The 20,495-nt window shown below is 60.0% G+C and carries 20 protein-coding genes; 4 read left to right on the forward strand and 16 right to left on the reverse strand.

From position 1 onward, the window contains the following. Positions 1-11: 11 nt before the first annotated feature. The 6 genes from AC1DYR_RS10035 to AC1DYR_RS10060 all read right to left on the reverse strand — a co-directional run bounded on the left by AC1DYR_RS10035 (position 12) and on the right by AC1DYR_RS10060 (position 5,485). Positions 12-1,127: a YeeE/YedE family protein gene (locus tag AC1DYR_RS10035; RefSeq protein WP_477704977.1), complete on the reverse strand. Its 1,116-nt coding sequence runs from the start codon at positions 1,125-1,127 to the stop codon at positions 12-14. A 64-nt stretch (positions 1,128-1,191) separates the two neighbouring features. Then, positions 1,192-1,953 carry a tol-pal system protein YbgF gene (gene ybgF / locus AC1DYR_RS10040; protein ID WP_477704978.1) on the reverse strand — a complete coding sequence of 254 codons (762 nt, stop codon included), beginning with the start codon at positions 1,951-1,953 and terminating at the stop codon, positions 1,192-1,194. A 14-nt stretch (positions 1,954-1,967) separates the two neighbouring features. After that, positions 1,968-2,501 carry a peptidoglycan-associated lipoprotein Pal gene (gene pal / locus AC1DYR_RS10045; RefSeq protein WP_477648383.1) on the reverse strand — a complete coding sequence of 178 codons (534 nt, stop codon included), beginning with the start codon at positions 2,499-2,501 and terminating at the stop codon, positions 1,968-1,970. 61 nt (positions 2,502-2,562) lie between these two features. Next, positions 2,563-3,852, reverse strand: a complete 1,290-nt coding sequence (tolB, locus tag AC1DYR_RS10050; protein WP_477704979.1) for a Tol-Pal system beta propeller repeat protein TolB — start codon at positions 3,850-3,852, stop codon at positions 2,563-2,565. Beyond that, positions 3,849-4,718 (reverse strand): glycosyltransferase family 2 protein, encoded by an 870-nt coding sequence (locus tag AC1DYR_RS10055; protein ID WP_477704980.1) that lies wholly within the window; start codon positions 4,716-4,718, stop codon positions 3,849-3,851. Before AC1DYR_RS10055 ends, tolB begins: the two co-directional genes overlap by 4 nt. Beyond that, positions 4,715-5,485, reverse strand: a complete 771-nt coding sequence (locus AC1DYR_RS10060) for a glycosyltransferase family 2 protein (RefSeq protein ID WP_477704981.1) — start codon at positions 5,483-5,485, stop codon at positions 4,715-4,717. The genes AC1DYR_RS10055 and AC1DYR_RS10060 overlap by 4 nt, the downstream gene beginning before the upstream one ends. 237 nt (positions 5,486-5,722) lie before the next feature. Here AC1DYR_RS10060 and AC1DYR_RS10065 point away from each other — a divergent pair, with 237 nt between their 5' ends. The 3 genes from AC1DYR_RS10065 (at position 5,723) to AC1DYR_RS10075 (ending at position 9,645) form a co-directional block, all read left to right on the forward strand. Further along, positions 5,723-6,913, forward strand: a complete 1,191-nt coding sequence (locus AC1DYR_RS10065) for an O-antigen ligase family protein (protein WP_477704982.1) — start codon at positions 5,723-5,725, stop codon at positions 6,911-6,913. Continuing rightward, positions 6,910-8,685, forward strand: coding sequence for a lipid A export permease/ATP-binding protein MsbA (msbA, locus tag AC1DYR_RS10070; protein WP_477704983.1), 1,776 nt, complete (start codon positions 6,910-6,912; stop codon positions 8,683-8,685). Before AC1DYR_RS10065 ends, msbA begins: the two co-directional genes overlap by 4 nt. Positions 8,686-8,865: 180 nt before the next feature. Then, complete coding sequence (locus tag AC1DYR_RS10075) at positions 8,866-9,645, forward strand: glycosyltransferase family protein (protein ID WP_477704984.1); 780 nt, start codon at positions 8,866-8,868, stop codon at positions 9,643-9,645. 31 nt (positions 9,646-9,676) lie between these two features. Here the strand turns inward: AC1DYR_RS10075 and AC1DYR_RS10080 are convergent, their stop codons facing one another. From AC1DYR_RS10080 to AC1DYR_RS10125, 10 genes are all read right to left on the reverse strand, one after another. Beyond that, positions 9,677-10,858 (reverse strand): glycosyltransferase family 4 protein, encoded by a 1,182-nt coding sequence (locus tag AC1DYR_RS10080; protein ID WP_477704985.1) that lies wholly within the window; start codon positions 10,856-10,858, stop codon positions 9,677-9,679. Next, positions 10,855-11,607: a polysaccharide deacetylase family protein gene (locus tag AC1DYR_RS10085; RefSeq protein WP_477704986.1), complete on the reverse strand. Its 753-nt coding sequence runs from the start codon at positions 11,605-11,607 to the stop codon at positions 10,855-10,857. The genes AC1DYR_RS10080 and AC1DYR_RS10085 overlap by 4 nt, the downstream gene beginning before the upstream one ends. Before the next feature lie 5 nt (positions 11,608-11,612). Further along, on the reverse strand, positions 11,613-13,112 hold the full coding sequence (gene rng, locus AC1DYR_RS10090; protein WP_477704987.1) for a ribonuclease G: 1,500 nt from the start codon (positions 13,110-13,112) through the stop codon (positions 11,613-11,615). A gap of 31 nt (positions 13,113-13,143) precedes the next feature. Beyond that, positions 13,144-13,746, reverse strand: coding sequence for a Maf family protein (locus AC1DYR_RS10095; RefSeq protein ID WP_477704988.1), 603 nt, complete (start codon positions 13,744-13,746; stop codon positions 13,144-13,146). A gap of 131 nt (positions 13,747-13,877) precedes the next feature. Continuing rightward, the gene (gene rlmH / locus AC1DYR_RS10100; RefSeq protein WP_477659088.1) at positions 13,878-14,345 is read right to left on the reverse strand and encodes a 23S rRNA (pseudouridine(1915)-N(3))-methyltransferase RlmH; all 468 of its coding nucleotides are present in this window, start codon (positions 14,343-14,345) and stop codon (positions 13,878-13,880) included. After that, entirely contained in the window at positions 14,342-15,154 is an 813-nt protein-coding gene (rsfS, locus tag AC1DYR_RS10105) for a ribosome silencing factor (protein WP_477704989.1), read from the reverse strand. Before rsfS ends, rlmH begins: the two co-directional genes overlap by 4 nt. 29 nt (positions 15,155-15,183) lie before the next feature. Next, entirely contained in the window at positions 15,184-15,777 is a 594-nt protein-coding gene (gene nadD / locus AC1DYR_RS10110) for a nicotinate (nicotinamide) nucleotide adenylyltransferase (RefSeq protein WP_477704990.1), read from the reverse strand. A 35-nt stretch (positions 15,778-15,812) separates the two neighbouring features. After that, positions 15,813-16,730: an oxygen-dependent coproporphyrinogen oxidase gene (gene hemF / locus AC1DYR_RS10115; protein WP_457280815.1), complete on the reverse strand. Its 918-nt coding sequence runs from the start codon at positions 16,728-16,730 to the stop codon at positions 15,813-15,815. Positions 16,731-16,781: 51 nt separating this feature from the next. Next, the gene (gene purD, locus AC1DYR_RS10120) at positions 16,782-18,083 is read right to left on the reverse strand and encodes a phosphoribosylamine--glycine ligase (RefSeq protein ID WP_457280814.1); all 1,302 of its coding nucleotides are present in this window, start codon (positions 18,081-18,083) and stop codon (positions 16,782-16,784) included. Between the two features lie 81 nt (positions 18,084-18,164). Further along, entirely contained in the window at positions 18,165-18,890 is a 726-nt protein-coding gene (locus AC1DYR_RS10125; RefSeq protein ID WP_457280813.1) for a YebC/PmpR family DNA-binding transcriptional regulator, read from the reverse strand. 75 nt (positions 18,891-18,965) lie between these two features. Here AC1DYR_RS10125 and AC1DYR_RS10130 point away from each other — a divergent pair, with 75 nt between their 5' ends. Continuing rightward, a complete protein-coding gene (locus AC1DYR_RS10130; protein ID WP_477704991.1) occupies positions 18,966-20,480 on the forward strand; it encodes a helicase HerA-like C-terminal domain-containing protein in 1,515 nt (504 codons plus the stop codon). The last annotated feature ends 15 nt before the right edge of the window (positions 20,481-20,495 follow it).

Here is a 20,495-nt window from a genome sequence, read left to right on the forward strand (position 1 = left end):
CCGGGACGCGCTCAGGCAGTACGTTCCAGCCGCCAGATCTGGTACTTCAAACCCGCCACGCAACCGGCCAGGATGGCCGCCAGCGCCACAAAACTGGTTGCGCTCAGGGTCGAGATGCCCGACAAGCCCTGTCCCACGGTACAACCCATGGCGCAAACGCCGCCTACGCCCATCAACGTGGCCCCCACGAGGTGGTTGGCGGTGTCTTCCGCGTCGCGAAATCCCTCCCAGCGGAAGCTGCGCGACAGCAGGGCATAGACGGCTGAGCCGGCCACCACCCCGAATACAGACACGATGCCCAGTGTGAGCACCTTGCTTTTGTCGCTGAAGAACATCAGCCAGTCCACGGTATAGGCCACCGGCGAGACAAAGCTCAGTGCCTCGGCCCGACCCGAATTGGTGGCCAGGAAGGCCTCCTGCAGCGTCTCCGGATGCTCGGCCACATAACCAAGATGCCCGCTGACCCACCACATGGCCGCAATGACGCCGCCTATGCCCAAGCCCGCGAGCAGATTGTCGAAGCGGCGGAACTCTTCGCCGAACAACGCCCAGACGACGAGGCCCAGCCCGATGAGGACGGCCAGGCCTATGCCGGCGGCAGCGGGCGTGATGCCGATAGCGCCCGCCACCCAGTTCGGCAGTGTCGCGTTGGTGGTGAAGTCAATGGCGACCTTGTCGACCGTGGCCACCCGGACCACGGCGGTGATGCCCTTGAGCGTGGCGAAAGCCGCGATGCCCATTACGGCAAATACCACGACGGACTTGAGGCTGCCCCCGCCAATACGCACCAGCGTTTTGCTGCCGCAACCGGAAGCCAGGACCATGCCAAAACCGAACATCGCACCGCCCACCGATGCGGAAAGCCAAATAAAACGGTTAGAGGCATACAAGGTCTTGGATGGATCAATCACACCGGCCGCGGCCATGGTGAAAAACCCGATCATGGCGACGCCGATCGCCATGCCCCACATGCGCATACGGGTCCAGTCACCCATGTTCACGATGTCGCTGACGGCGCCCATGGTGCAAAAGTGCGTGCGCTGGGCAATCGCGCCAAAAACCATGGCCAAAATAAAACCGGCCCAGAGAACCTGGGCGGTGAGACTGTTGAGTGCGGAGATGTCCATCGCCCGATTTTAGGGGCGAATGATCTTTGCCTGGGCCGGCCGGATAGCCCGCCCGAGGTGCGGCTTACTTCAGCCTGGCCAGCCGTTCCTTGGCGACGGAAGCCGCCTCAGCCTGGGGATATGTCTTGATCAGGTCCTCCAGCGTCTTGCGGGCCGACTTGGTGTCCTTGAGTTCCACCTGGCAGTTGGCCAGCGAAAGCATGGCCTCCGGCGCGCGCATATGGTCGGGTTCAGCCGTCACGAGCGAGCGGAAATTTGTCACCGCGTCGCGGTAGTTGCGCAAGGCGTACTGCGCATTGCCCAGCCAGAACAGGGACGATGTCCGGTAGCCGGTTTGCGGATAACGCTTCAGGAAGCCCAGGAAGCTCGTCTGCGCTGCTGCGAAGTCGCCCTTGCGAAGCGTGGCCAGTGCGGCTTCGAATTCCTGTTTTTCACCAGGCTCTGCCACAAATTCCTTGCCATCCACATTGACTTTGCCGGGCTCGAACTTGCGCAGACGCTCGTCCACGCCTGTCGTCAGGTCTTTCTGGGTGCGCTGCATCTCGACTACGCTGCGCGTCAGGTTTTCGTTCTGCCCACGCAGGTTGGCGACTTCGCTGCGCAGTGCCTCAATCTGGTTGGACAGGTCGAGCACGCTGCGGCGCAACTGGGCATTGTCTTCGGTGTTTTTCCGCACATCGTCGGCCATACGCAGCTGCGACGCATCGACCTTTTGCCGCAAATCGAGGATCGCCCGGCGGGCCTCGTCGTCTTCAAACAGGCCGGCGTTTGCATTGAACGCCAGCACGCAGGCCGCGGCCACCGCGGCATACCGAAAGATGTTCACGGTTCGGGCCCCGTTTAACGGTAGTTGAGTTCAGCGCGGCGATTCTTCGCCATGGAGTCCTCATCAGAGCCCGTAGCTGCCGGCTTTTCCTTGCCGAAGCTCACGGCCTCGACTTGCGCATCAGCCACGCCCAGCAAGCCCAGCGCGCGGCGAACTGCCTCAGCGCGCCGTTGGCCCAGAGCCAGGTTGTACTCGCGGCCGCCGCGCTCGTCGGTATGGCCTTCAATAGCCATCTTGCGGCCCTTGTTGGCCGTCAGGTATTTGGCATGGGCCTCGATTGCTCCCTGGAACTCGGGCTTGACCACGTAGCTGTCGAAGTCAAAGTAGATGACCTTGGTGGTATTGGCTGGGCCCGCCAGCGAGGCATCGGCGCCTTCAACCTGTACTGGCGCAACAGCACGGCCGGTCGCGCCTGGTGTACCGCCTTGCTGGGTCGTGCCGGTGCGATCCTCGACCGGCACGTCGTTCAGCTTGACGCCAGAGCCGCAGGCTGTCAGCGTGGCCGCCAGGACAAGGGAGGAGATGATTGAAAAAACGGTGCGTTTCATGGAGTACCTCTACAAAAAAATAGGCTGTATGGAAAACAAAAATAATCCCTGGTGTTGCCGGTCACCGCTGGAAAGGACCCCAATCGGGCTCCCGGATGTCACCGCTTGCCCCGGACAGTCTTGCCTTGATCTTGCCGTCCAGCGTTGTAGTCATCAGGGCTTCCCTGCCCTGCTGCTGGGTGGCATACACAATCAACCGGCTGTTGGGCGCAAAGCTCGGACTCTCATCGGCCGTCGTTTCGGTGATTGGAGTGACCGTACCGCTGGCAAGTTCCATAACGTGCAGCTTGAAGGCGCCGCCCACCCGCGAAACATAAGCCAGCCATCGACCGTCGGGGCTGAGCGCCGGGGATATGTTGTAGGTCCCGGTAAAGGTGACCCGCTCGGCATTGCCACCATTGGGGCTCATGCGGTAGATCTGCGGTGCGCCGCCGCGGTCGCTCACGAAATAGATGTAGCGCCCATCGGGCGAGAAGGCAGGCTCGGTGTCTATGCTGGAAGACTGGGTAAGCCGTTTGGGCTCGCCCCCATTGAGGCCTATCGCATAAAGCTGTGAACCGCCGTCGCGGCTCAGCGTCGCCACTAACTGTTTGCCGTCCGGTGACCACGCCGGCGCGCTATTGGAGCCTCGAAAGTTGGCCAGCAGGCGCCGCTTGCCGGAGGCCACGTCGTGCGCATAGATCACCGGCTTACGCGACTCAAACGACACATAGGCCAGTTGCGAGCCGTTAGGTGACCAGGCGGGCGAAATAATGGGTTCGGGGCTGGTCAGTGCCGACTGTGCGCCTTCGCCATCGGAGTCGGCCACCCAGAGGTTGTATTTCTGGGCCGCCTTGGTCACGTAAGCGATACGCGTCGAGAAAATGCCTTTTTCGCCAGTGAGTTTTTCATAGACAAAATCGGAAATGCGGTGTGCAGACAGCCGCAAGTCAGCAGGCCCTACCGTGTAACTCTGGCCCCCCAAATCCTGTCCACGCACGATATCCCAGAGGCGAAGACGAACGTCGAAGCGGCCGTCTGCCAACGGGGAAATGCTGCCGGTTACCATCGAATCAGCGCCTTTCTGCTTCCAGGCAGTCAGATCCGGGCGGGTATTCTCATCTGCAACGACCCCGGTGGCATCAATCGGGCGAAACATGCCGCTACGCTCCAGGTCGGCACGGACGATGGCGCCGATTTTTTGCGGTGCCTGCGCTTCTCCCCGAAATGCGGCGACGGCGATAGGCAACTGCGTCAGGCCAACGCCGGTAACCTCAACGCGAAATTGCGCCAAGGCCGGCAATGCCGGGAGTGTGGCGGTAGCCAGAAGACTCACGAGAGTGCGGCGGCGAAGAAAAGGTGTAATGCTCATAGGGGAGGTTTGGATCCGTTCAAGGGCGTTATTTTGACGGGAGAAACGTCAAAAGCGGGATCAAGTTCACGGAGGCCTTTTTCGGCCAGGACCACATTGGTTTTCATGCGTTCAAGCACCCTGTTTTTGTTGCTGGACTCCTGATCGCGCGGATTCTCGCGGTGCCAGAGGTGAAAGACTTCGGTGCCCATGAAACCGTTTTTTCGATGGATGCCCAAGTGGTGAAGCCTGAGCACGAGGTCGGCATCTTCATGCCCCCATCCCTGGAAGGTTTCGTCGAATCCGTTGACATGGACAAAGTCAGTGCGCCAAATACCAAAGTTGCAGCTGCGTATGCCATGCCAGTGAAAGCCTTGTTTTACCCTGAATAAACGCCGTGGCCAGGGGATGAGGTGCAATAATTTGTTGCTATCACCCTGCAGCCGGGCGCGAATCCAGAACGATACAGGACGGCTGGGTAAATCAATAGCGCCATTGACTACACGTTCTGTAAGACGCGGACTGATGAGCACCCTGCTTCCGTTGACAAAACACCCTGGTTCGGCGAGGCGGGCGTGCTCGGCCACAAAGTGCGGCCCGGGAACGCAGTCTCCGTCGAGAAAAACCAGATAGTCAGCCGTAGCCAGACTGGCTCCGAGGTTGCGAGCCTGCGCAGCGGTAAAGCCCACATCGGGATGCCAGACGTGGCGAACGGGGCATCTGAAGCTCGGGCAGGCGCTGAGCAGCATGGCGACCTGGTCGGGCCCCGAGCCGTCGTCGGCTATCACCACCTCGTGATCCTCATCACATTGACTTGAAAGTGACCTCAACACCGCCAGCAGCGCATCCGCCCGGTTGTATGTGAGGACGATGAAGCTGATCTTCATGGTGCACCGGCCGAGCCATGTCCATCGGGCCCCTGGCGTTGTAACAACCACAATTTCAGATACCTGTAATAGGTGCCCTCCGCATTGGAAACAGCGAGCACAAAACCCATCTTTCCATCCAAAAAGCCAAACCGCAGGAAATACGTGCGAATAAAAGCCCAGATTCCATGTCCTACTGCTTTGCCGATGGAAGCAGATCGGCCTTTATCTCGCAGAATTTGGGCCCCAGCCGAGGAATAACGATTGGCCTTGTCGAGTACGGCTTCGAAATTAATGAAGCTTTCATGCATCAGCGATGATTGCAATTGCCCAACGGGCAGCGAAGTCACCAGCCTCTCATGCACCAGGTCTTCACTGAAACAGGCTGCGTTACGCCGGAACAGGCGAGTCACCCGGTCGGGATACCAGCCCGAATGGCGCATGTATTGACCGCAGTAGCTCGACAGCCTCGGGAAGGAGTACACATCAAAAACCGGAGCGGCCAAACAAGCCAGAATTTCGGCCTGCAACTGGGCGGTGACACGTTCGTCTGCGTCCAGCGAAAGCACCCAGTCCGACGTCGCCAGGGCAAGAGCCCGATTTTTCTGAATACCGAACCCGCGCCAGTCGGGAGCCGTGCTGACCTCTGCGCCCAATGAAGCGGCAATCTTCAGGGTGTCGTCCGTACTGCCCGAGTCCAGCACAACAAGCTGGTCTGCAAAATTCGCCGCGCGAAGACAGGCTTCAATATTTCGGGCTTCATTATGGGTAATGACGATGACGGACAAGCTGGCCAACGAATGCCTTTTTCCTGAGTGATAAAGAGGACTTTTCCAATGAAACGCACAGTGACGCGGCGCCCGGACAGCATAGCAGACAAGCCCGGGCGGCTGGATGCTTGAGCGGGCGGGAATCGCCGATAATGCAGGCTTTCCTCAAGCGAGCGCGCCATTATTTTGCCCCACAAGAACATCAATTTTCGGCTGGTTGTGGTCTGCGCAATGGCTGCTTCGGTTGGGCTGTCCATGGCAATCATCAGCCTGTCCAAGCTGGTGCTATTTCTCTTCGCGCTGGTCTTCGGCATTGTTACTTTGGCAACTTCCAGAAAAGCAGCCGAATCCAAAAACAGCTATACAACCATTGCGATCCTGAGTGCACTCGCGGGATTCACTTTAAGCCTGGTCTGGACAGTGGCGCCGCCGGTCGACGCGGTGGGATCTCTTGCGAAATACGGCAAACTGCTCCTGCCTCTCCTTGTCATGATGCTCATTCGTAATCGCCGCGAAGCACTCTATGCGCTTTGCGCATTTGGGGCTGCGCAGCTATTCCTTGTCGCCAGTTCATGGGCTCTTTTTCTCGGTATGCCAGTACCTTGGGCTACCTCCAATATGGCGTTGACACAATATGCAGTCTTCTCCAGCTACCTCGACCAGGGAATCATGAGCGCCGTGTTCGCGGCCCTCTGCTGGAATTTACGGGAAATCGTGCCCGGCAGGTTTGGCCGACAGTTTGCTGTCGCGGCATGTGCGGTCGCGCTGGGCAATGTCTTTTTTGTACTCAACGGACGCAGCGGGTATGCAATTGCCATCGCACTTCTCTCTCTGGCGATCATGTGGGAGCTTCCAAGAAAATATAGGGCAACCGTTGTGGTTCTGCCTTTCCTGATCGCTCTGGGTCTGTTTGCCAGTTCGGCAAAGGTCCGGGACCGCCTGACGCAGGTGGCCCATGAGGTTCAATCCTATTCGACAAAAGGCGAGTCGGCGACTTCATCCGGAATCCGGCTTGCCTTTTGGCTACGCGCGTTGGAAGTTGTCGAAGAGAACCCGTTATTGGGCGCGGGCATCGGCAGCTGGAGCACCGAATACAACCGTCTGGAGAAACTGCAAAACCCCGCTCACATTGATATCGCTGGCAACGGAAATCCACATCAAGAATATCTCCTGTGGGGAGTTCAGCTCGGAATCCCCGGTATTGCACTTCTGCTCGCCTTGATGGGGGCGATACTTTTGGATGCATGGCGGATGGAAAAAATCTATGCGCGTGCTACGCTGTCCGTTCTTGCCGGTTTGGCCATTGCATGTCTTTTCAACTCGTCGCTGTATGACGCACTCATAGGCGACTTCTTCTGTGTCTGCCTGGGTTTGCTTCTTTCCGCCGGTCTGAGCAAGGCACCTGAAGCCGCCGTGCCGCCTGCCATGCGAGGGAGTCGCGCTTGAGCACTCCGCCGCCTCCCACTCCTGAAACTCCGGTGGTGCCCAGGCTTTCACTGGCGCGCCGAATTGCGCGCGTATGGCCATACTTCAAGGATTCAAAAGCAGGCTGGGCACTCGCGGTGGGTGCGACCATCGTCGCATCGGCAACCGAACCCCTGGTTCCTGCGCTTCTCAAGCCACTGCTGGATCGCGGCTTTCAGCGTGACGGGTTCAACCTCTGGCTGGTTCCTCTTGCGCTGATCGTTTTGTTTACGCTGCGCGGACTTTCGGGCTTTCTGGCTCAGTTTGCACTTGCAAAAGTCACCAATGACGGATTAACACGATTGCGTGAGGCCATGTTCGGCAAACTACTGAGCGCACGGCTCAACCTGTTTGCGGACCAGAGTTCCAGTGCAATTGCGAACACCGTGGTGTACGAGGTTTTTAACGGTTCCTCGATGCTGATCAATGCGATCATGAAACTTGCACGGGACGTACTGACGCTGGTAGCGCTAATAGGCTACCTGGTCTTCCTGAACTGGAAACTGATGTTGATCGTCGCCCTGCTTTTCCCCGCAGTGGCTTTCGTGATCCAGATTCTTTCAAAACGGCTCTACCGATTGACGAAGGAAAGCCAGACTGCGACCGACAACCTCGCGTATGTGGTCGAGGAGAACGTCCTGGCGCATCGCGACGTTCGCCTGCATGGCGCCCAGCAAAGTCAGGCCAGCCGCTTTGAAGTCCTCAGTCATTCCCTGCGCCGGCTTTCCATGAAATCGACGGCGGCCTACGCGGGGATGAGCGCCATTACGCAGGTGCTGGCTGCCATGGCGCTTTCAGCGGTCATCTCCGTGGCCCTACTTCAAAGCGCAGAAAACACCACAAGCGTCGGCGGCTTCGTGGCATTCGTGACCGCCATGCTGCTGCTGATCGCACCGGTTAAAAGCCTTTCGGACGCAGCTACGCCGGTGACCCGCGGCCTTGCCGCACTGGAGCGCGGACTTGACTTGATGAATCTCACCGAAGATGAGTCCGGTGGCAATTTTGTATTGAATCGGGCGCGTGGTGATATCGAGTTCGTAGGGGTGAGCGTGGCTTACAAGGCCGACGCGCCGCCGGCAATCAACACACTGAATTTGTCAGTGAAGGCGGGAGAAACGCTGGCGGTCGTAGGGACTTCGGGATCTGGAAAAACCACGCTCGTTAACCTGTTACCGCGATTTGTGGACGCGACAGCAGGGAACATCTACCTGGACGGGCGGGAACTCCGAGACTGGAACCTTCAATCGCTCAGAACCCAGTTCTCGTTCGTAAGCCAGCACGTGGTCATGTTCAATAGCAGCATCGCGGAAAACGTCGCCCTCGGCCAATCGGTCGACCGCGACAGGGTTCTGGCATGCATTGTTGCCGCCAATCTATCCGCATTGCTGGCCGAGCTGCCAGCCGGACTTGACACCGTACTGGGCCACAATGCCATGCAGCTGTCGGGAGGACAACGCCAGCGGCTTGCCATTGCACGTGCACTGTATAAAGACGCGCCGATTCTGATCCTGGACGAGGCCACTTCGGCACTCGATACCGAGTCAGAACTCGCGGTGCAGGAAGCTATCCGCCGCCTTACGTCCAGTCGGACATCACTGGTCATTGCACACCGACTTTCCACGATCCAGCATGCAGATCGCATCATCATGATGGAGGCAGGCCGGATCATCGAGTCCGGCACCCACCTTGAATTGCTGGAAAAAAATGGCGCCTATGCTCACCTTTATCGACTGGGATTTCAGTCTGCTGCCTGACCATATGAAGTTGTCCAGGGCTGCGGATTGCCCGATTTTCCCTAACGGCCCACAGCGGACCAGCCCTTTACCCGAAAGTTCATTGCGATGAGTGTCTCAATCAGCGGTTTTACATTCATTCGTAACGGCGTAAGTCTCGGCTTTCCGTTCGAAGCATCTATCCGCTCCCTCCTTCCCCTCGTGGATGAATTCGTTGTGGCCGTCGGGCAAGGTGAAGACGACACCCTGGCACGCGTGAAAGCGATCAACGATCCGAAAATCAGGATCATCGAAACGCTGTGGAACGAACGGATGGCAGACCGCGGATTTGTTTACGCACAGCAAAAAATGATCGCCCAATACTCCTGTACCGGCGATTGGGCTTTCTACCTGGAGGGCGATGAAGTGGTACACGAAGGCGAGCTTGCCGCCATTCGGGCCAGCGTTGAACGCCATCACGCCAATCCCGCAGTCGAAGCTTTGGTGTTTGACTATCATCACTTTTACGGCTCTCCCGACTGGATTTCCATCAGCCCGGGATGGTACCGCCGCGAATGCCGCTTGATCCGCAATACCATTCGAAGCTATGCACCCGATGGCCAGTATTGGCTGGTTACTACACAGCACAAACGGGGGCGTAACCCCCGGGGCGCACTTGCCGGTGCGCACATTTACCACTACGGCTGGATACGGCGCAACGAGGAAATGCAGAAAAAGCTGGATCAGGTCAGCAAGTACTGGGGCGAGGCCTCAGCAGCGCAAATCACCTACAGCCAGTTTGATCGCCGAGCTCTGGCCCCTTTTACGGGCACGCACCCCCAGGCGGTGCAGGAATGGCTGGCCACTGAGGCTGAACCGGTCCTGAACATCGACCCGGCCTACAAGCCCACGCCCAAGGAAAACAAATACCACTTCATGCGGCAGGTGGAAACGCTGACCGGGCTGGACTTCAGCCGCAAGCATTTCAAGCTGGTAGCCTAGAACCTGTTAACGGCCTAAACAGGTTCCAGGCTCAGGAGCTCGCGGTCCTGGCCGCTAGGGCTGAAAAATACAGTGCCTCCTGTTGCAGCGCGATTTCGCGCCACTGGTAGTGTGCGGCAAAGGCCGCTGCACCTTCCGACAGCGTTTTCCACAACGTTGCCTGGGCCAGCAAATCTCCCAGCACCCGGGCGAGTTCACCCGCATCCCGGGGATCGTCCAGCATCAAGGCATTCACACCTTGGCTCAGCAGGCCGGAAATACCGCAGTAATTCGGCCCGCTGACCACCACCGGCAGGCCGTGGGCCATGGCCTCCAGCACCACCATCGCAAAGGTGTCCTCGAAGGTGGGGTGTACCAGGATATCGGCAGCCTCGTAGGCCGGGCTGACGTCCTTGAGCGCACCCAGGAAAAACACCCGTGCACCGAGTTTGAGTGTTCCGGCAAGTGCGCGGAATTCGGCAATATGCGCAGGGTTACCCACCACCGCCAGCACCACATCGGCTGGCAGCCGCGTCATGGCCTGCAGCAAAGCCTCCAGGCCCTTCTTGCGGTAATCGTTGCCCACAAACAGCAGGCAGATGCCCTCCGCCGGTAAGTCCAGCCCCGCCCTCGCCTCGCGTTTGCGATCAGCCGCAACCGGCAGATTGGGCAGCGTGATGCCCGGAGTCACGACCGAAACAGCCGCGCGGCACGCCGGGTAAGCTGCCCCCATGATGGGCCGCAGGCTTTCGGAGGTCACCACCACCTGCCGGCCTGGGCGTGGCGTATAACGCGCGCGCTCCAGTGCCAGGTAAGCGAGCAGGCGCGGACTGGTCACGACCTTGACCCAGCGCAGCACAAGGCGCAAGCCACTGCGCGCATGGAACAGGTTGTACTTCACCGGCATCACGTGCACCGTCTGCAACTCGCCGTGCCAGGTGTTTTCATGCGAGTGCACTACGTCGAAGCCGCTGCGCGTCGCCCACCAGGTTATTGTGGCAAACCACAGCTGGTTGACCCAGCGCGGCTTGCGCAGCGGAGCCGATACCTTGTGGTAAGTCACACCGGGCCACTTGTGGTCGATTTCCTGCGCGAACACATGCATTTCGTGCCGGGCCGAAAGCTGCTCCACCAGGGCGATGGAATAGCGCTCTGCGCCGCCGCCGGTGGGCGAGAAGGTTCGGTTGAAGACGGCGACGCGCAGTTTCCTGGAGGAAGAATCAGGCAGGTTCATTTTTTCCGGCGGTCCTCGTAGGCCGTGGAGACCTTGAGCCAGAACACCGGCAAGGTCGTGGAGCGCAGCACCGGCACCCGCGGCAACTGTAACAAGTCCATGCCCGCATGGCAGCGACTGCGCTGCGTGGTGGTGGCGGTGGCAAACCCCATCTCCCGAACCAGTTCGACGTGCCTGGCCTCGTAGTGACCGTAGGGATAGCAGAAATGCTCGACCGGCCGGGCTATGACGGCCTCCAGCCCGGTTTTGCCGAACACCATCTCCTTGCGACAGCCTGGCTCGTCGGTTTCGATTAGATTGACATGGCTGTGCGTATGCGAGCCAATCTCCTGCCCGTCCGCCACCCATTGACGGATCTCGTCCTCGTCCATCAACGGGGTCTGCGGAATGCCAATGTTCTCGTCCCAGATATTGGTTTTGCCTAACAACCCGCTGACCGCGTAGCAGGTAGACGAAAAGCCATGCTTCACCAATGTCGGCAGGGCATGCGTGAGGTTGTTCAGGTAGCCGTCGTCAAAAGTGATGCCAACCACCCTGCCGCTGCGCTCACCCTGCAGGTAAGGTTGCAAGGCGCTCATGGACAGGCCGGTGTAGCCGAGTAGTTTGAGCCAGGCCATTTGCCGCGCAAAGGCCGCAGGCGCCACGTAAAGGCCGCGAAATGGGCTGCCCTTTGGCGGCGCCTCGGCGATCTGGTGATAGACCAGAATGGGAATGGGTTGGCGGTTCTGGCTGAACATTGAAAGGGGCACGAAGGTCACAGCAGCACAATGTCGTATTGTTCCTGAGCCATCGCCGCTTCCGCCTGCAGGGAAATGGGTTTACCGATGAAATCGCTCAGGCTGGCCAGATGCTGGCTTTCTTCGTCGAGGAAAAGTTCAATCACCTTAGGCGATGCCACTACCCTGAATTCACGCGGGTTGAACTGGCGCGCTTCGCGCAGGATTTCGCGCAGGATGTCGTAGGTCACGCTCCGCGCGGTTTTAACCACGCCTTTGCCCATGCAAGCGGCGCAGGGCTCACAAAGCTGATGGGCCAGCGATTCGCGGGTGCGCTTGCGCGTCATCTCCAGCAGGCCCAGCGCAGAAAAACCGTTGACACTGGTCTTGATACGGTCTCGTGAAAGCTGTTTCTGAAATTCGGTCAGCACCGCATCGCGGTGGTTTTCCTTGATCATGTCGATGAAATCGACGATCACAATGCCGCCAAGGTTGCGCAGGCGTAGCTGCCGGGCAATCGCCTGCGATGCCTCCAGGTTGGTCTTGAAAATCGTATCGTCGAAGTTGCGGGCACCGACAAATCCACCTGTATTGACATCGACGGTTGTCAGCGCTTCCGTCTGGTCGATGATCAGGTAACCGCCTGATTTGAGATCGACCCGCCGGCCCAGCGCTTTGGCAATTTCCTCGTCAATGTTGAACAAGTCAAAAATGGGGCGTTCACCGCCGTAGTGCTGAAGCTTCGGTTCGGTTGCCGGCATGAACTCCACGGCAAATGCCTTCAGCTTTTCAAACTGCTCACGTGAATCAATCCGGATGGTCTGCGTTTCCTCTACCACCAGGTCGCGCAGCACGCGTTGCAGCAGATTAAGGTCCTGGTGCAGCACGGAAGCGGGAGGTAAACGCACAGACGCATCCTTGATCCGTCCCCAGGTCTTGCGCAGGTAGGTGATGTCCTCTGCCAGTTCAGCGTCTGTCGCGTCCTCGCCATTGGTTCTCAGTATGAATCCGCCACCCATGTCCGAAGTCAGGGCCTGAACCCGTTGACGAAGCTCTTCACGTTGCCTGGGGGGTATTTTTTGCGACACACCGATGTGGTTGTCTTGCGGTAAAAACACCAGCAACCGGCCCGCAATGCTGATTTGCGCCGTCAGCCGTGCGCCCTTGGTGCCTATCGGGTCCTTGAGAACCTGCACCATGACCGCCTGCCCTTCGAACAGCTGCTTTTCGATCGGTTGCAGCGACGCCATGGCTGGTGCGATAAGTCCACCTGCGGCCTGTGCGTCGGAGTCGGCATGGCGGCTGTTGATGCTGCTCATGAGGTCTGCCACGTGCAGAAAGGCTGCACGGTCCAGGCCTATGTCGATGAAGGCGGACTGCATGCCGGGCAGCACGCGGGCGACCTTGCCCAGGTACACATTGCCGACCAGGCCGCGTTCCAGGGTACGTTCGACGTGAAGCTCCTGCACCGCGCCGTGTTCGACCACCGCCACCCGGGTTTCCTGGGGAGACCAGTTGATCAGGATGTCTTGTTGCATGTCTTTTGGAAAATTGAGTTGGCTGGAGGCGCTAGAGGCGAATGCCCGCTGCCTGCAGCAGTTGGGCGGTTTCCCTCAGCGGAAGCCCCATGATGCCACTGTAGGAGCCGTCGATGCGGTTGATGTGCATCGCCACCCTGCCCTGCACAGCATATGCGCCGGCCTTGCCCATGGGCTCGCCACTGGCCACATAACTGCGAATCTGTGCAGGCGTCAGCGCGTCAAAACTGACACGCGAGGTGCTCAGCGCCTCGAAACGACGGCGCCCGGATTGCACCGCCACGGCGGTCAGCACCCTGTGCGTATCGTCCGAAAGCTCGCGCAGCATGCGGGCCGCGTCTTTCTCGTCCTCCGGCTTGCCATAAATCACCCGCCCCATGGCCACCGTAGTGTCCGAACAAAGGATGGGCGCCGGTGACAGCTTGCGCCGCTTCATGCGGGCAACTGCCGCATCGAGCTTGAGGCCGGTGACACGCTGGACGTAGGTAGCGGGTGCCTCGTTTTTAAGCACCTCCTCCAGCGACTCAGCGTCCTCATCAGCGTCCGGCAGCAGCAGTTCGTGACGCACGCCGAGTTGCTCCAGCAATTGACGCCGCCGCGGGCTTTGCGAGGCCAGGTAGATAAATTCAGACATACAGCAGCTTATTCAGATATTCGGATATTCAGACCAGCAGGGGCCGCGGAACCGGCTTTGCCGGGCCGCAGGCGCAACGGCCCCCTCGGGGGGCAGGAAGCTACACGAAGTGAGCGACCGTGGGGGCTTCATCACTCTCTGTGATAGGGGTGATTGATCGTGATACTCCAGGCGCGGTAAAGCTGTTCAATGAGCAGCACGCGCACCATGGCATGGGGCAAGGTCAGGTCTGAGAGGCGCAGGCGCTCATGCGCAGACTGTTTGAAACCGGCGTCCAGCCCGTCGGGTCCGCCGATCACAATGGCGACATCATCACCGGAGAGTTGCCAGGCTTTGAGTCGTTCAGCCAGTGCCACGGTAGTGACGGCCGTGCCGCGTTCATCGAGCGCCACGACGCGGGTGCCGCGGGCGATGCTCGCTTCTATGCGCCCGCGCTCAGCCGACAGCAGGTTTTCCAGGGTCTTGGAGGCGCGCGGCTCGGTCTTGACGGCTTTGAGCTCGACTTTCAGCTCTGGCGGGAAGCGCTTGGCGTAGTCGTCATAGGCCGTTTGCGCCCAGTCGGGCACTTTCTGGCCGACCGCTACGATCGTGAGCCTCATTTGCTCCGGGACGGAGTTTTCCTGGCGGCGGGTTTGCGGGCTGCTGTTTTAGCGGCGGTTTTGGCCGCGGTTTTCTTCGCCGCCACCTTTTTGGCTACGGGCACTTTGACAATCGGTGTCTTAACCGCAGGTTTTGCCGATGACCTGGCAGGAGCCGCTTTGGCGCCTGCCCGGGCCGGCTTGGCGGCTGGTTCGGTCGCAGGCGTGGCGGCATTGCGCTTGGCGGTCCAGTCGTTGGTCTTGCCGACCCGGCCCACATAGCTTGAATCGGGGGCCGTCGGCGCCTTTGCAGGTGCTTTGGCCGCCGACTTCGCGGTGGTCTTTGCGCCTGGTTTCGCGGAAGTTTTCGCGCCAGCGCGGGAAGTCTTGGGCTTGGCCTCCGGTTCGGCCTCGGATTTGGACGCCTTCACCAGTGGCGCGGGCGCGCCCAGCTTGAGTTTGATGGGCTTGTCGCCCCAGAGTTCTTCCAGATGGTAGTACTGGCGAATGGTCGGCTGCATGATGTGCGCCACAGCGGCGCCGCAATCAACAATGATCCATTCACCGTTGTCCTCGCCTTCGATGCGCGGCTTGGAAAAACCTGCGTCCCGCACGGCATCCCGCACGCTGGCGGCCAATGCCTTGGTCTGGCGGTTTGAGCTGCCGGAGGCGATGATCACGCGCTCGAACAGTGACGTGATGTGCTCCGTGTCAAACACCTGGATGTCCTGCGCCTTGACGTCTTCCAGACCGTCAATGATGGCTCGCTGCAGTTTCTGCACGTCCTTTTTGTCGGCGGCGGCGGAGGTTTTGACGGTGGTGGATGTCATGCAGTGTTTTGCTTCGATAAAGTGGGAAATTAATGGGAACCGTACAGCTGGTGAAGTGAAATATAACGCGCAACGGCTTCAGGGACCAACTGGGTAATTCCCCCTGTCACCGCGGCTCCGGAGGCCATTAACTGGCGAATCTGGGTGGCGCTGACAGGCATCAGGGGAAGATTGAGCAGGACAAAACGGTTGCTGCGGCTTTCGTAGGACTCAAATTGAGCTCCAGCCAGCGTGGATTGTGCGCGATCAGCTATACAAATTATAGCAAGGTCAAGAATGTCCTGCCACCGGTGCCATTGCCTGAAGACGGCAAACTGGTCTGCACCAATGAACAGATAAAGCTGGGCGCCCGGATTCTCCTCCTGGAGCGCCAAAAGCGTGTCAATGGTGAAAGTCGGCCCGGTGCGTTGCACCTCGCGCTCATCCACCCGAACGCCGGAAATATCGCCAAAAGCCAGCCTGGCCATGGCCAGCCGGTGAGCCGGCGCGCTCAAGGCGCGGGATTTGTGCCAGGCGTGGCCGGTCGGAACGACATACAAGGTATCAAGGCCAAACTGCCTGATCGCCTCTTGAACCAGTGCAACGTGTGCGCTGTGCGGCGGATCAAACGCACCACCAAACATGCCGATGCGCTTTTGCGCAGGTGACGGCGTTGCCATCAAACCCAGTCCCGTCTCGGCAAAAACTCCGTATACAGGCGCTCTTCAGGGCTGCCAGTCTCTACGCCCCGCTGATAAGACCAGCTCGCCAGCGGCGGCATGGACATCAGGATCGACTCCGTGCGCCCCCCGGATTGCAAACCAAAGTGCGTGCCGCGGTCCCACACAAGGTTGAACTCCACATATCGGCCGCGCCGGTAAAGCTGGAATTCGCGCTCCCGCTCACCATATGGCGTGTCCTTGCGCCGCTCAACAATTGGCAAATAGGCCTGCAAGAAAGAGTCAGCCACACTTTGCATCAGGGCAAAACTCCGGTCCGGCCCCAGCTCCTGGAAGTCGTCAAAGAAAACGCCGCCAATTCCACGCTGCTCCTGCCGGTGCTTCAGGTGAAAGTACTCATCACACCATTGTTTGAACCGGGGGTACTTGTCGTCGCCAAACGGTGCCAGCGCGTCCTTGCAGGTCTGGTGGAAATGCACCGCGTCCTCTTCAAACCCGTAATAAGGCGTCAGGTCCATGCCTCCACCAAACCAGCAGACGGCCTCGCCCGAGCCTGCCACCGGGGTCGCGGCCAGCATGCGCACATTCATATGGACTGTCGGCACGTAGGGATTACGCGGGTGAAACACCAGCGAAACCCCCAGGGCCTCAAACGGTGCGCCTGTCAATTCCGGACGGTGCTGCGTCGCCGAAGGCGGCAGCTTGGGGCCCCGCACATGCGAGAACCCGCAGCCGGCACGCTCAAACACCTGGCCCTGCTCCAGGATCATGGTGATGCCATTGCCCTGCAGCGTCTCGCCGGGCGCTTTCTGCCAATGGTCCGCCGTGAAGGACTGGCCGTCGATCCCGGAAACCGCGCCGGTGATGCGCTGCTGCAGCGCCAGCAGAAAGTCTCGAACGCTTGAAATATCGGTCATGCTGCAGTGTTACCCGAAGGGCGGAGGGAAAAACCAGCGCTCATTTGGCGATCAAGACTTGACCGCGCGCCAGCCGATGTCTTTGCGGTACTGCGCACCATCAAATCCAATGTCCTGGGCAACTTCGTAGGCACGTTGCTGCGCGGCCTTCACCGTGCTGCCGAGTGCCGTCACGCACAGGACCCGGCCGCCAGCCGTTACCGTCGAATCGCCCTGTTTTCGTGTTCCGGCATGAAACACCATCGCGTCTTCGGCCGCATCGGCGCCTTTTTGCAGCCCATGAATCACGTCGCCCTTGCGCGGGCTCAGTGGATAACCGTGCGCAGCCATCACCACCCCCAGGGCTGGCCGGCGGTCCCAGTCCAGCTCGATCTGGTCCAGCGCACCCGAGGTGGCGGCCATCATCACCTCATACAGGTCGGTTTTGAGGCGCATCATGATCGGCTGCGTCTCCGGGTCGCCCATGCGGCAGTTGAATTCCAGTGTTTTCGGTTTGCCTTCCGCATCAATCATCAGGCCGGCATACAAAAAGCCGGTGAACGGAATGCCGTCTTTTTCCATGCCCTTGATGGTCGGCAGGATGATCTCGCGCATGGCGCGGCCGTGCACTTCGGGGGTAACGACCGGGGCCGGTGAATACGCGCCCATGCCGCCGGTGTTGGGACCCTCGTCACCGTCAAGCAAGCGCTTGTGGTCCTGGCTGGTCGCCATGGCGGCCACATTCTTGCCGTCACACATCACGATGAAGCTGGCTTCTTCACCCTGCAAAAATTCCTCAATCACCACACGCGCGCCACCCTCGTTGTGTGCCACGCCAAGCGGGTTGAAGTCGGGATTTGGCGCCAGCATGAATTCGATGGCCTCGTGCGCCTCGTGCAGCGTCATGGCCACCACCACGCCCTTGCCGGCCGCCAGGCCGTCGGCCTTGACGACTATCGGGGCGCCTTTTTCGTCCACGTAGGCGTGGGCCGCCGCAGCGTCGGTGAAGGTTTCATATTCAGCCGTCGGAATACCGTGGCGCTTCATAAAGGCCTTGGAGAACGCCTTGGAGCTTTCCAGCTGCGCCGCCGCCTTGGTCGGGCCGAAGACCCGCAAGCCGTGCGCACGGAACTCGTCAACGATACCGGCCGCAAGCGGCTGCTCGGGGCCCACCACTGTCAGCGCGATCTTTTCGGTCAGCGCCCATTCGCGCAGCGCCTTCACGTCGGTGATGTCAATATTTTCAAGACGCGCATCCAGCGCAGTGCCGCCGTTGCCGGGCGCAACATACACCGCCTGAACCTTGGGAGACTGCGCCAGTTTCCAGGCCAGGGCGTGCTCACGGCCACCGCCGCCCACCACTAAAACTTTCATGCTGCTGCTTTCATTGTGTGCCTGGCTTTGCTTTTGCTGTTGTGGTGTTGTTGCTTCATTGTGGCTGCGTGTTTGGTTTGCTTATTCAGACAACTCGGCGTTATGGAACACATCCTGGGTATCGTCCAGGTCTTCCAGCACGTCCAGCAGTTTTTGCATCTTGCGGGCATCCTCGCCGGCAAGTTCTATGGTGTTGTCGGCGCGCATGGTGACTTCGGCAATCTCGGGCTTGAGGCCGGCGGCTTCCAGCGCGTTCCTCACGGCTTCAAAGCCCGTGTAAGGCGTCAACACCTCAATGGCACCGTCTTCATGCGTGATGACGTCGTCGGCGCCGGACTCCAGCGCGACTTCCATGATCTTGTCTTCGCTGGTGCCGGGCGCAAAAATCAGCTGGCCGCAGTGCTTGAACTGGAAAGCCACCGAGCCTTCGGTGCCCATGTTGCCGCCATGTTTGGAAAAAGCGTGCCGCACTTCAGCCACGGTACGCACCTTGTTATCGGTCATGCAGTCCACGATGATGGCCGCGCCGCCGATGCCGTAGCCTTCGTAGCGGACTTCCTCGTAATGCACGCCTTCCAGGCTGCCCGTGGCCTTGGCAATGCCGTATTTGACGTTCTCATTGGGCATGTTGGCCGCCTTGGCCTTGTCCACTGCCAGACGCAGGCGCGGATTCGTGCCCAGGTCGCCGCCGCCCATGCGGGCCGCCACCATGATTTCACGCATCACACGGGTCCAGATGCGCTGGCGCTTTTCATCCTGGCGCCCCTTGCGGTGTTGAATATTCGCCCATTTACTGTGACCGGCCACGAAGAATCCCTTTTCAGACTGATTAATTGATTTAATCTACAACCCGCATTTTACTTTTTCACTCCAGGACACCCCATGGCCGAGCCGTTACTGATTGCCAAGCACGATTCCATCCACTGCGAGATCCTTCCCGCGCTGGCCAACCGCCATGGGCTGATCACCGGAGCCACCGGCACCGGCAAGACCGTCACGCTGCAAACACTGGCCGAAAACTTCTCGAAAATCGGTGTCCCGGTCTTCATGGCCGACGTCAAAGGGGACCTGACCGGCATCAGCCAGGCCGGCACCATCGGCGACAAAATGGCCGCCATCCTCAAGGAGCGCGGCATCGACCTCCCCGAATCGCTGGCCTGCCCCGCCACGCTGTGGGACGTCTTCGGCGAACAGGGCCACCCCGTGCGCGCCACCATTTCCGACATGGGCCCGCTGCTGCTGGGCCGCATGCTCAACCTCAACGAAACCCAGGCCGGCGTGCTCAACCTGGTGTTCAAGATTGCCGACGACAACGGCATGCTGCTACTCGACCTCAAAGACCTGCGCGCCATGCTGCAGTACGTCGGCGACAACGCCAGCGAGTTCACCACCAAGTACGGCAACGTCAGCGCCGCCAGTGTGGGCGCCATCCAGCGCGGGCTGCTGCAGGTCGAAAGCCAGGGCGGCGACAAGTTCTTCGGCGAGCCCATGCTCAACATCAGCGACTTCATGCAGACGGTGGACGGCAAAGGGGTGATCAACATCCTGGCCGCCGACAAGCTCATGAACTCACCGCGCCTCTACGCCACCTTCCTGCTGTGGATGCTGTCCGAGCTGTTCGAACAACTCCCTGAAATCGGCGACCCGGACCAACCCAAGCTTGTCTTCTTCTTTGACGAGGCCCACCTGCTCTTCAACGAAGCGCCCAAGGTGCTGGTCGAGCGCATCGAGCTGGTGGTGCGCCTGGTGCGCTCCAAAGGTGTCGGCGTGTATTTCGTGACACAAAATCCGCTGGACATTCCCGATTCAGTACTCGCACAGCTTGGCAACCGGGTGCAGCACGCCCTGCGCGCCTTCACGCCGCGCGACCAGAAAGCCGTCAAGGCCACCGCCCAGACCATGCGGCAAAAGCCCGGCCTCGACATCGAAACCGCGATCACCGAACTGGCCGTTGGCGAGGCCCTGGTGAGCTTTCTCGACAGCAAAGGCCGTCCCAGCGTGACGGAACGCGTTTATGTGCTGCCTCCCGGCAGCCAGATCGGCCCCATCACACCGCCACAACGCCAGCAGCTGCTGCAAAACTCACTGGTGGCCGGCGCCTACGAAAAGACCGTGGACCGCGAATCGGCCTACGAAGCCATCAAAGGCCGCGCGGAAGTCGCGGCCACGGAAGCAGCCAAGGCACCCCAGGGCGGCGCGGCGGGCCAGACCGATTCGGGTGGCATCATGGGCGGGCTCAACGACGTCCTGTTCGGCACCACGGGCCCGCGCGGCGGCAAACACGACGGCCTGGCGCAAAGCATGGCCAAGTCCGCCGTGCGGACCATGGGCTCGGCCGTGGGCCGGGAAATCATCCGCGGCGTCCTCGGCAGCATCTTCGGCGGCAAAAAACGCTGAGCATGTGCACAGACC

It is taken from the genome of Polaromonas sp. P1_F9 (assembly GCF_056405615.1).

Bases quoted from the DNA above. Each gene is read 5' to 3' on its own strand.
- AC1DYR_RS10095 (WP_477704988.1), bottom strand. From the start codon at position 13,746: ATGTCTGAATTTATCTACCTGGCCTCGCAAAGCCCGCGGCGGCGTCAA.
- rlmH (WP_477659088.1), bottom strand. From the start codon at position 14,345: ATGAGGCTCACGATCGTAGCGGTCGGCCAGAAAGTGCCCGACTGGGCG.
- AC1DYR_RS10065 (WP_477704982.1), top strand. From the start codon at position 5,723: ATGGCAATCATCAGCCTGTCCAAGCTGGTGCTATTTCTCTTCGCGCTG.
- tolB (WP_477704979.1), bottom strand. From the start codon at position 3,852: ATGAGCATTACACCTTTTCTTCGCCGCCGCACTCTCGTGAGTCTTCTG.
- rsfS (WP_477704989.1), bottom strand. From the start codon at position 15,154: ATGACATCCACCACCGTCAAAACCTCCGCCGCCGCCGACAAAAAGGAC.
- rng (WP_477704987.1), bottom strand. From the start codon at position 13,112: ATGCAACAAGACATCCTGATCAACTGGTCTCCCCAGGAAACCCGGGTG.
- purD (WP_457280814.1), bottom strand. From the start codon at position 18,083: ATGAAAGTTTTAGTGGTGGGCGGCGGTGGCCGTGAGCACGCCCTGGCC.
- AC1DYR_RS10080 (WP_477704985.1), bottom strand. From the start codon at position 10,858: ATGAACCTGCCTGATTCTTCCTCCAGGAAACTGCGCGTCGCCGTCTTC.
- hemF (WP_457280815.1), bottom strand. From the start codon at position 16,730: ATGACCGATATTTCAAGCGTTCGAGACTTTCTGCTGGCGCTGCAGCAG.
- AC1DYR_RS10055 (WP_477704980.1), bottom strand. From the start codon at position 4,718: ATGAAGATCAGCTTCATCGTCCTCACATACAACCGGGCGGATGCGCTG.
- pal (WP_477648383.1), bottom strand. From the start codon at position 2,501: ATGAAACGCACCGTTTTTTCAATCATCTCCTCCCTTGTCCTGGCGGCC.
- AC1DYR_RS10130 (WP_477704991.1), top strand. From the start codon at position 18,966: ATGGCCGAGCCGTTACTGATTGCCAAGCACGATTCCATCCACTGCGAG.
- nadD (WP_477704990.1), bottom strand. From the start codon at position 15,777: ATGTTTGGTGGTGCGTTTGATCCGCCGCACAGCGCACACGTTGCACTG.
- AC1DYR_RS10035 (WP_477704977.1), bottom strand. From the start codon at position 1,127: ATGGACATCTCCGCACTCAACAGTCTCACCGCCCAGGTTCTCTGGGCC.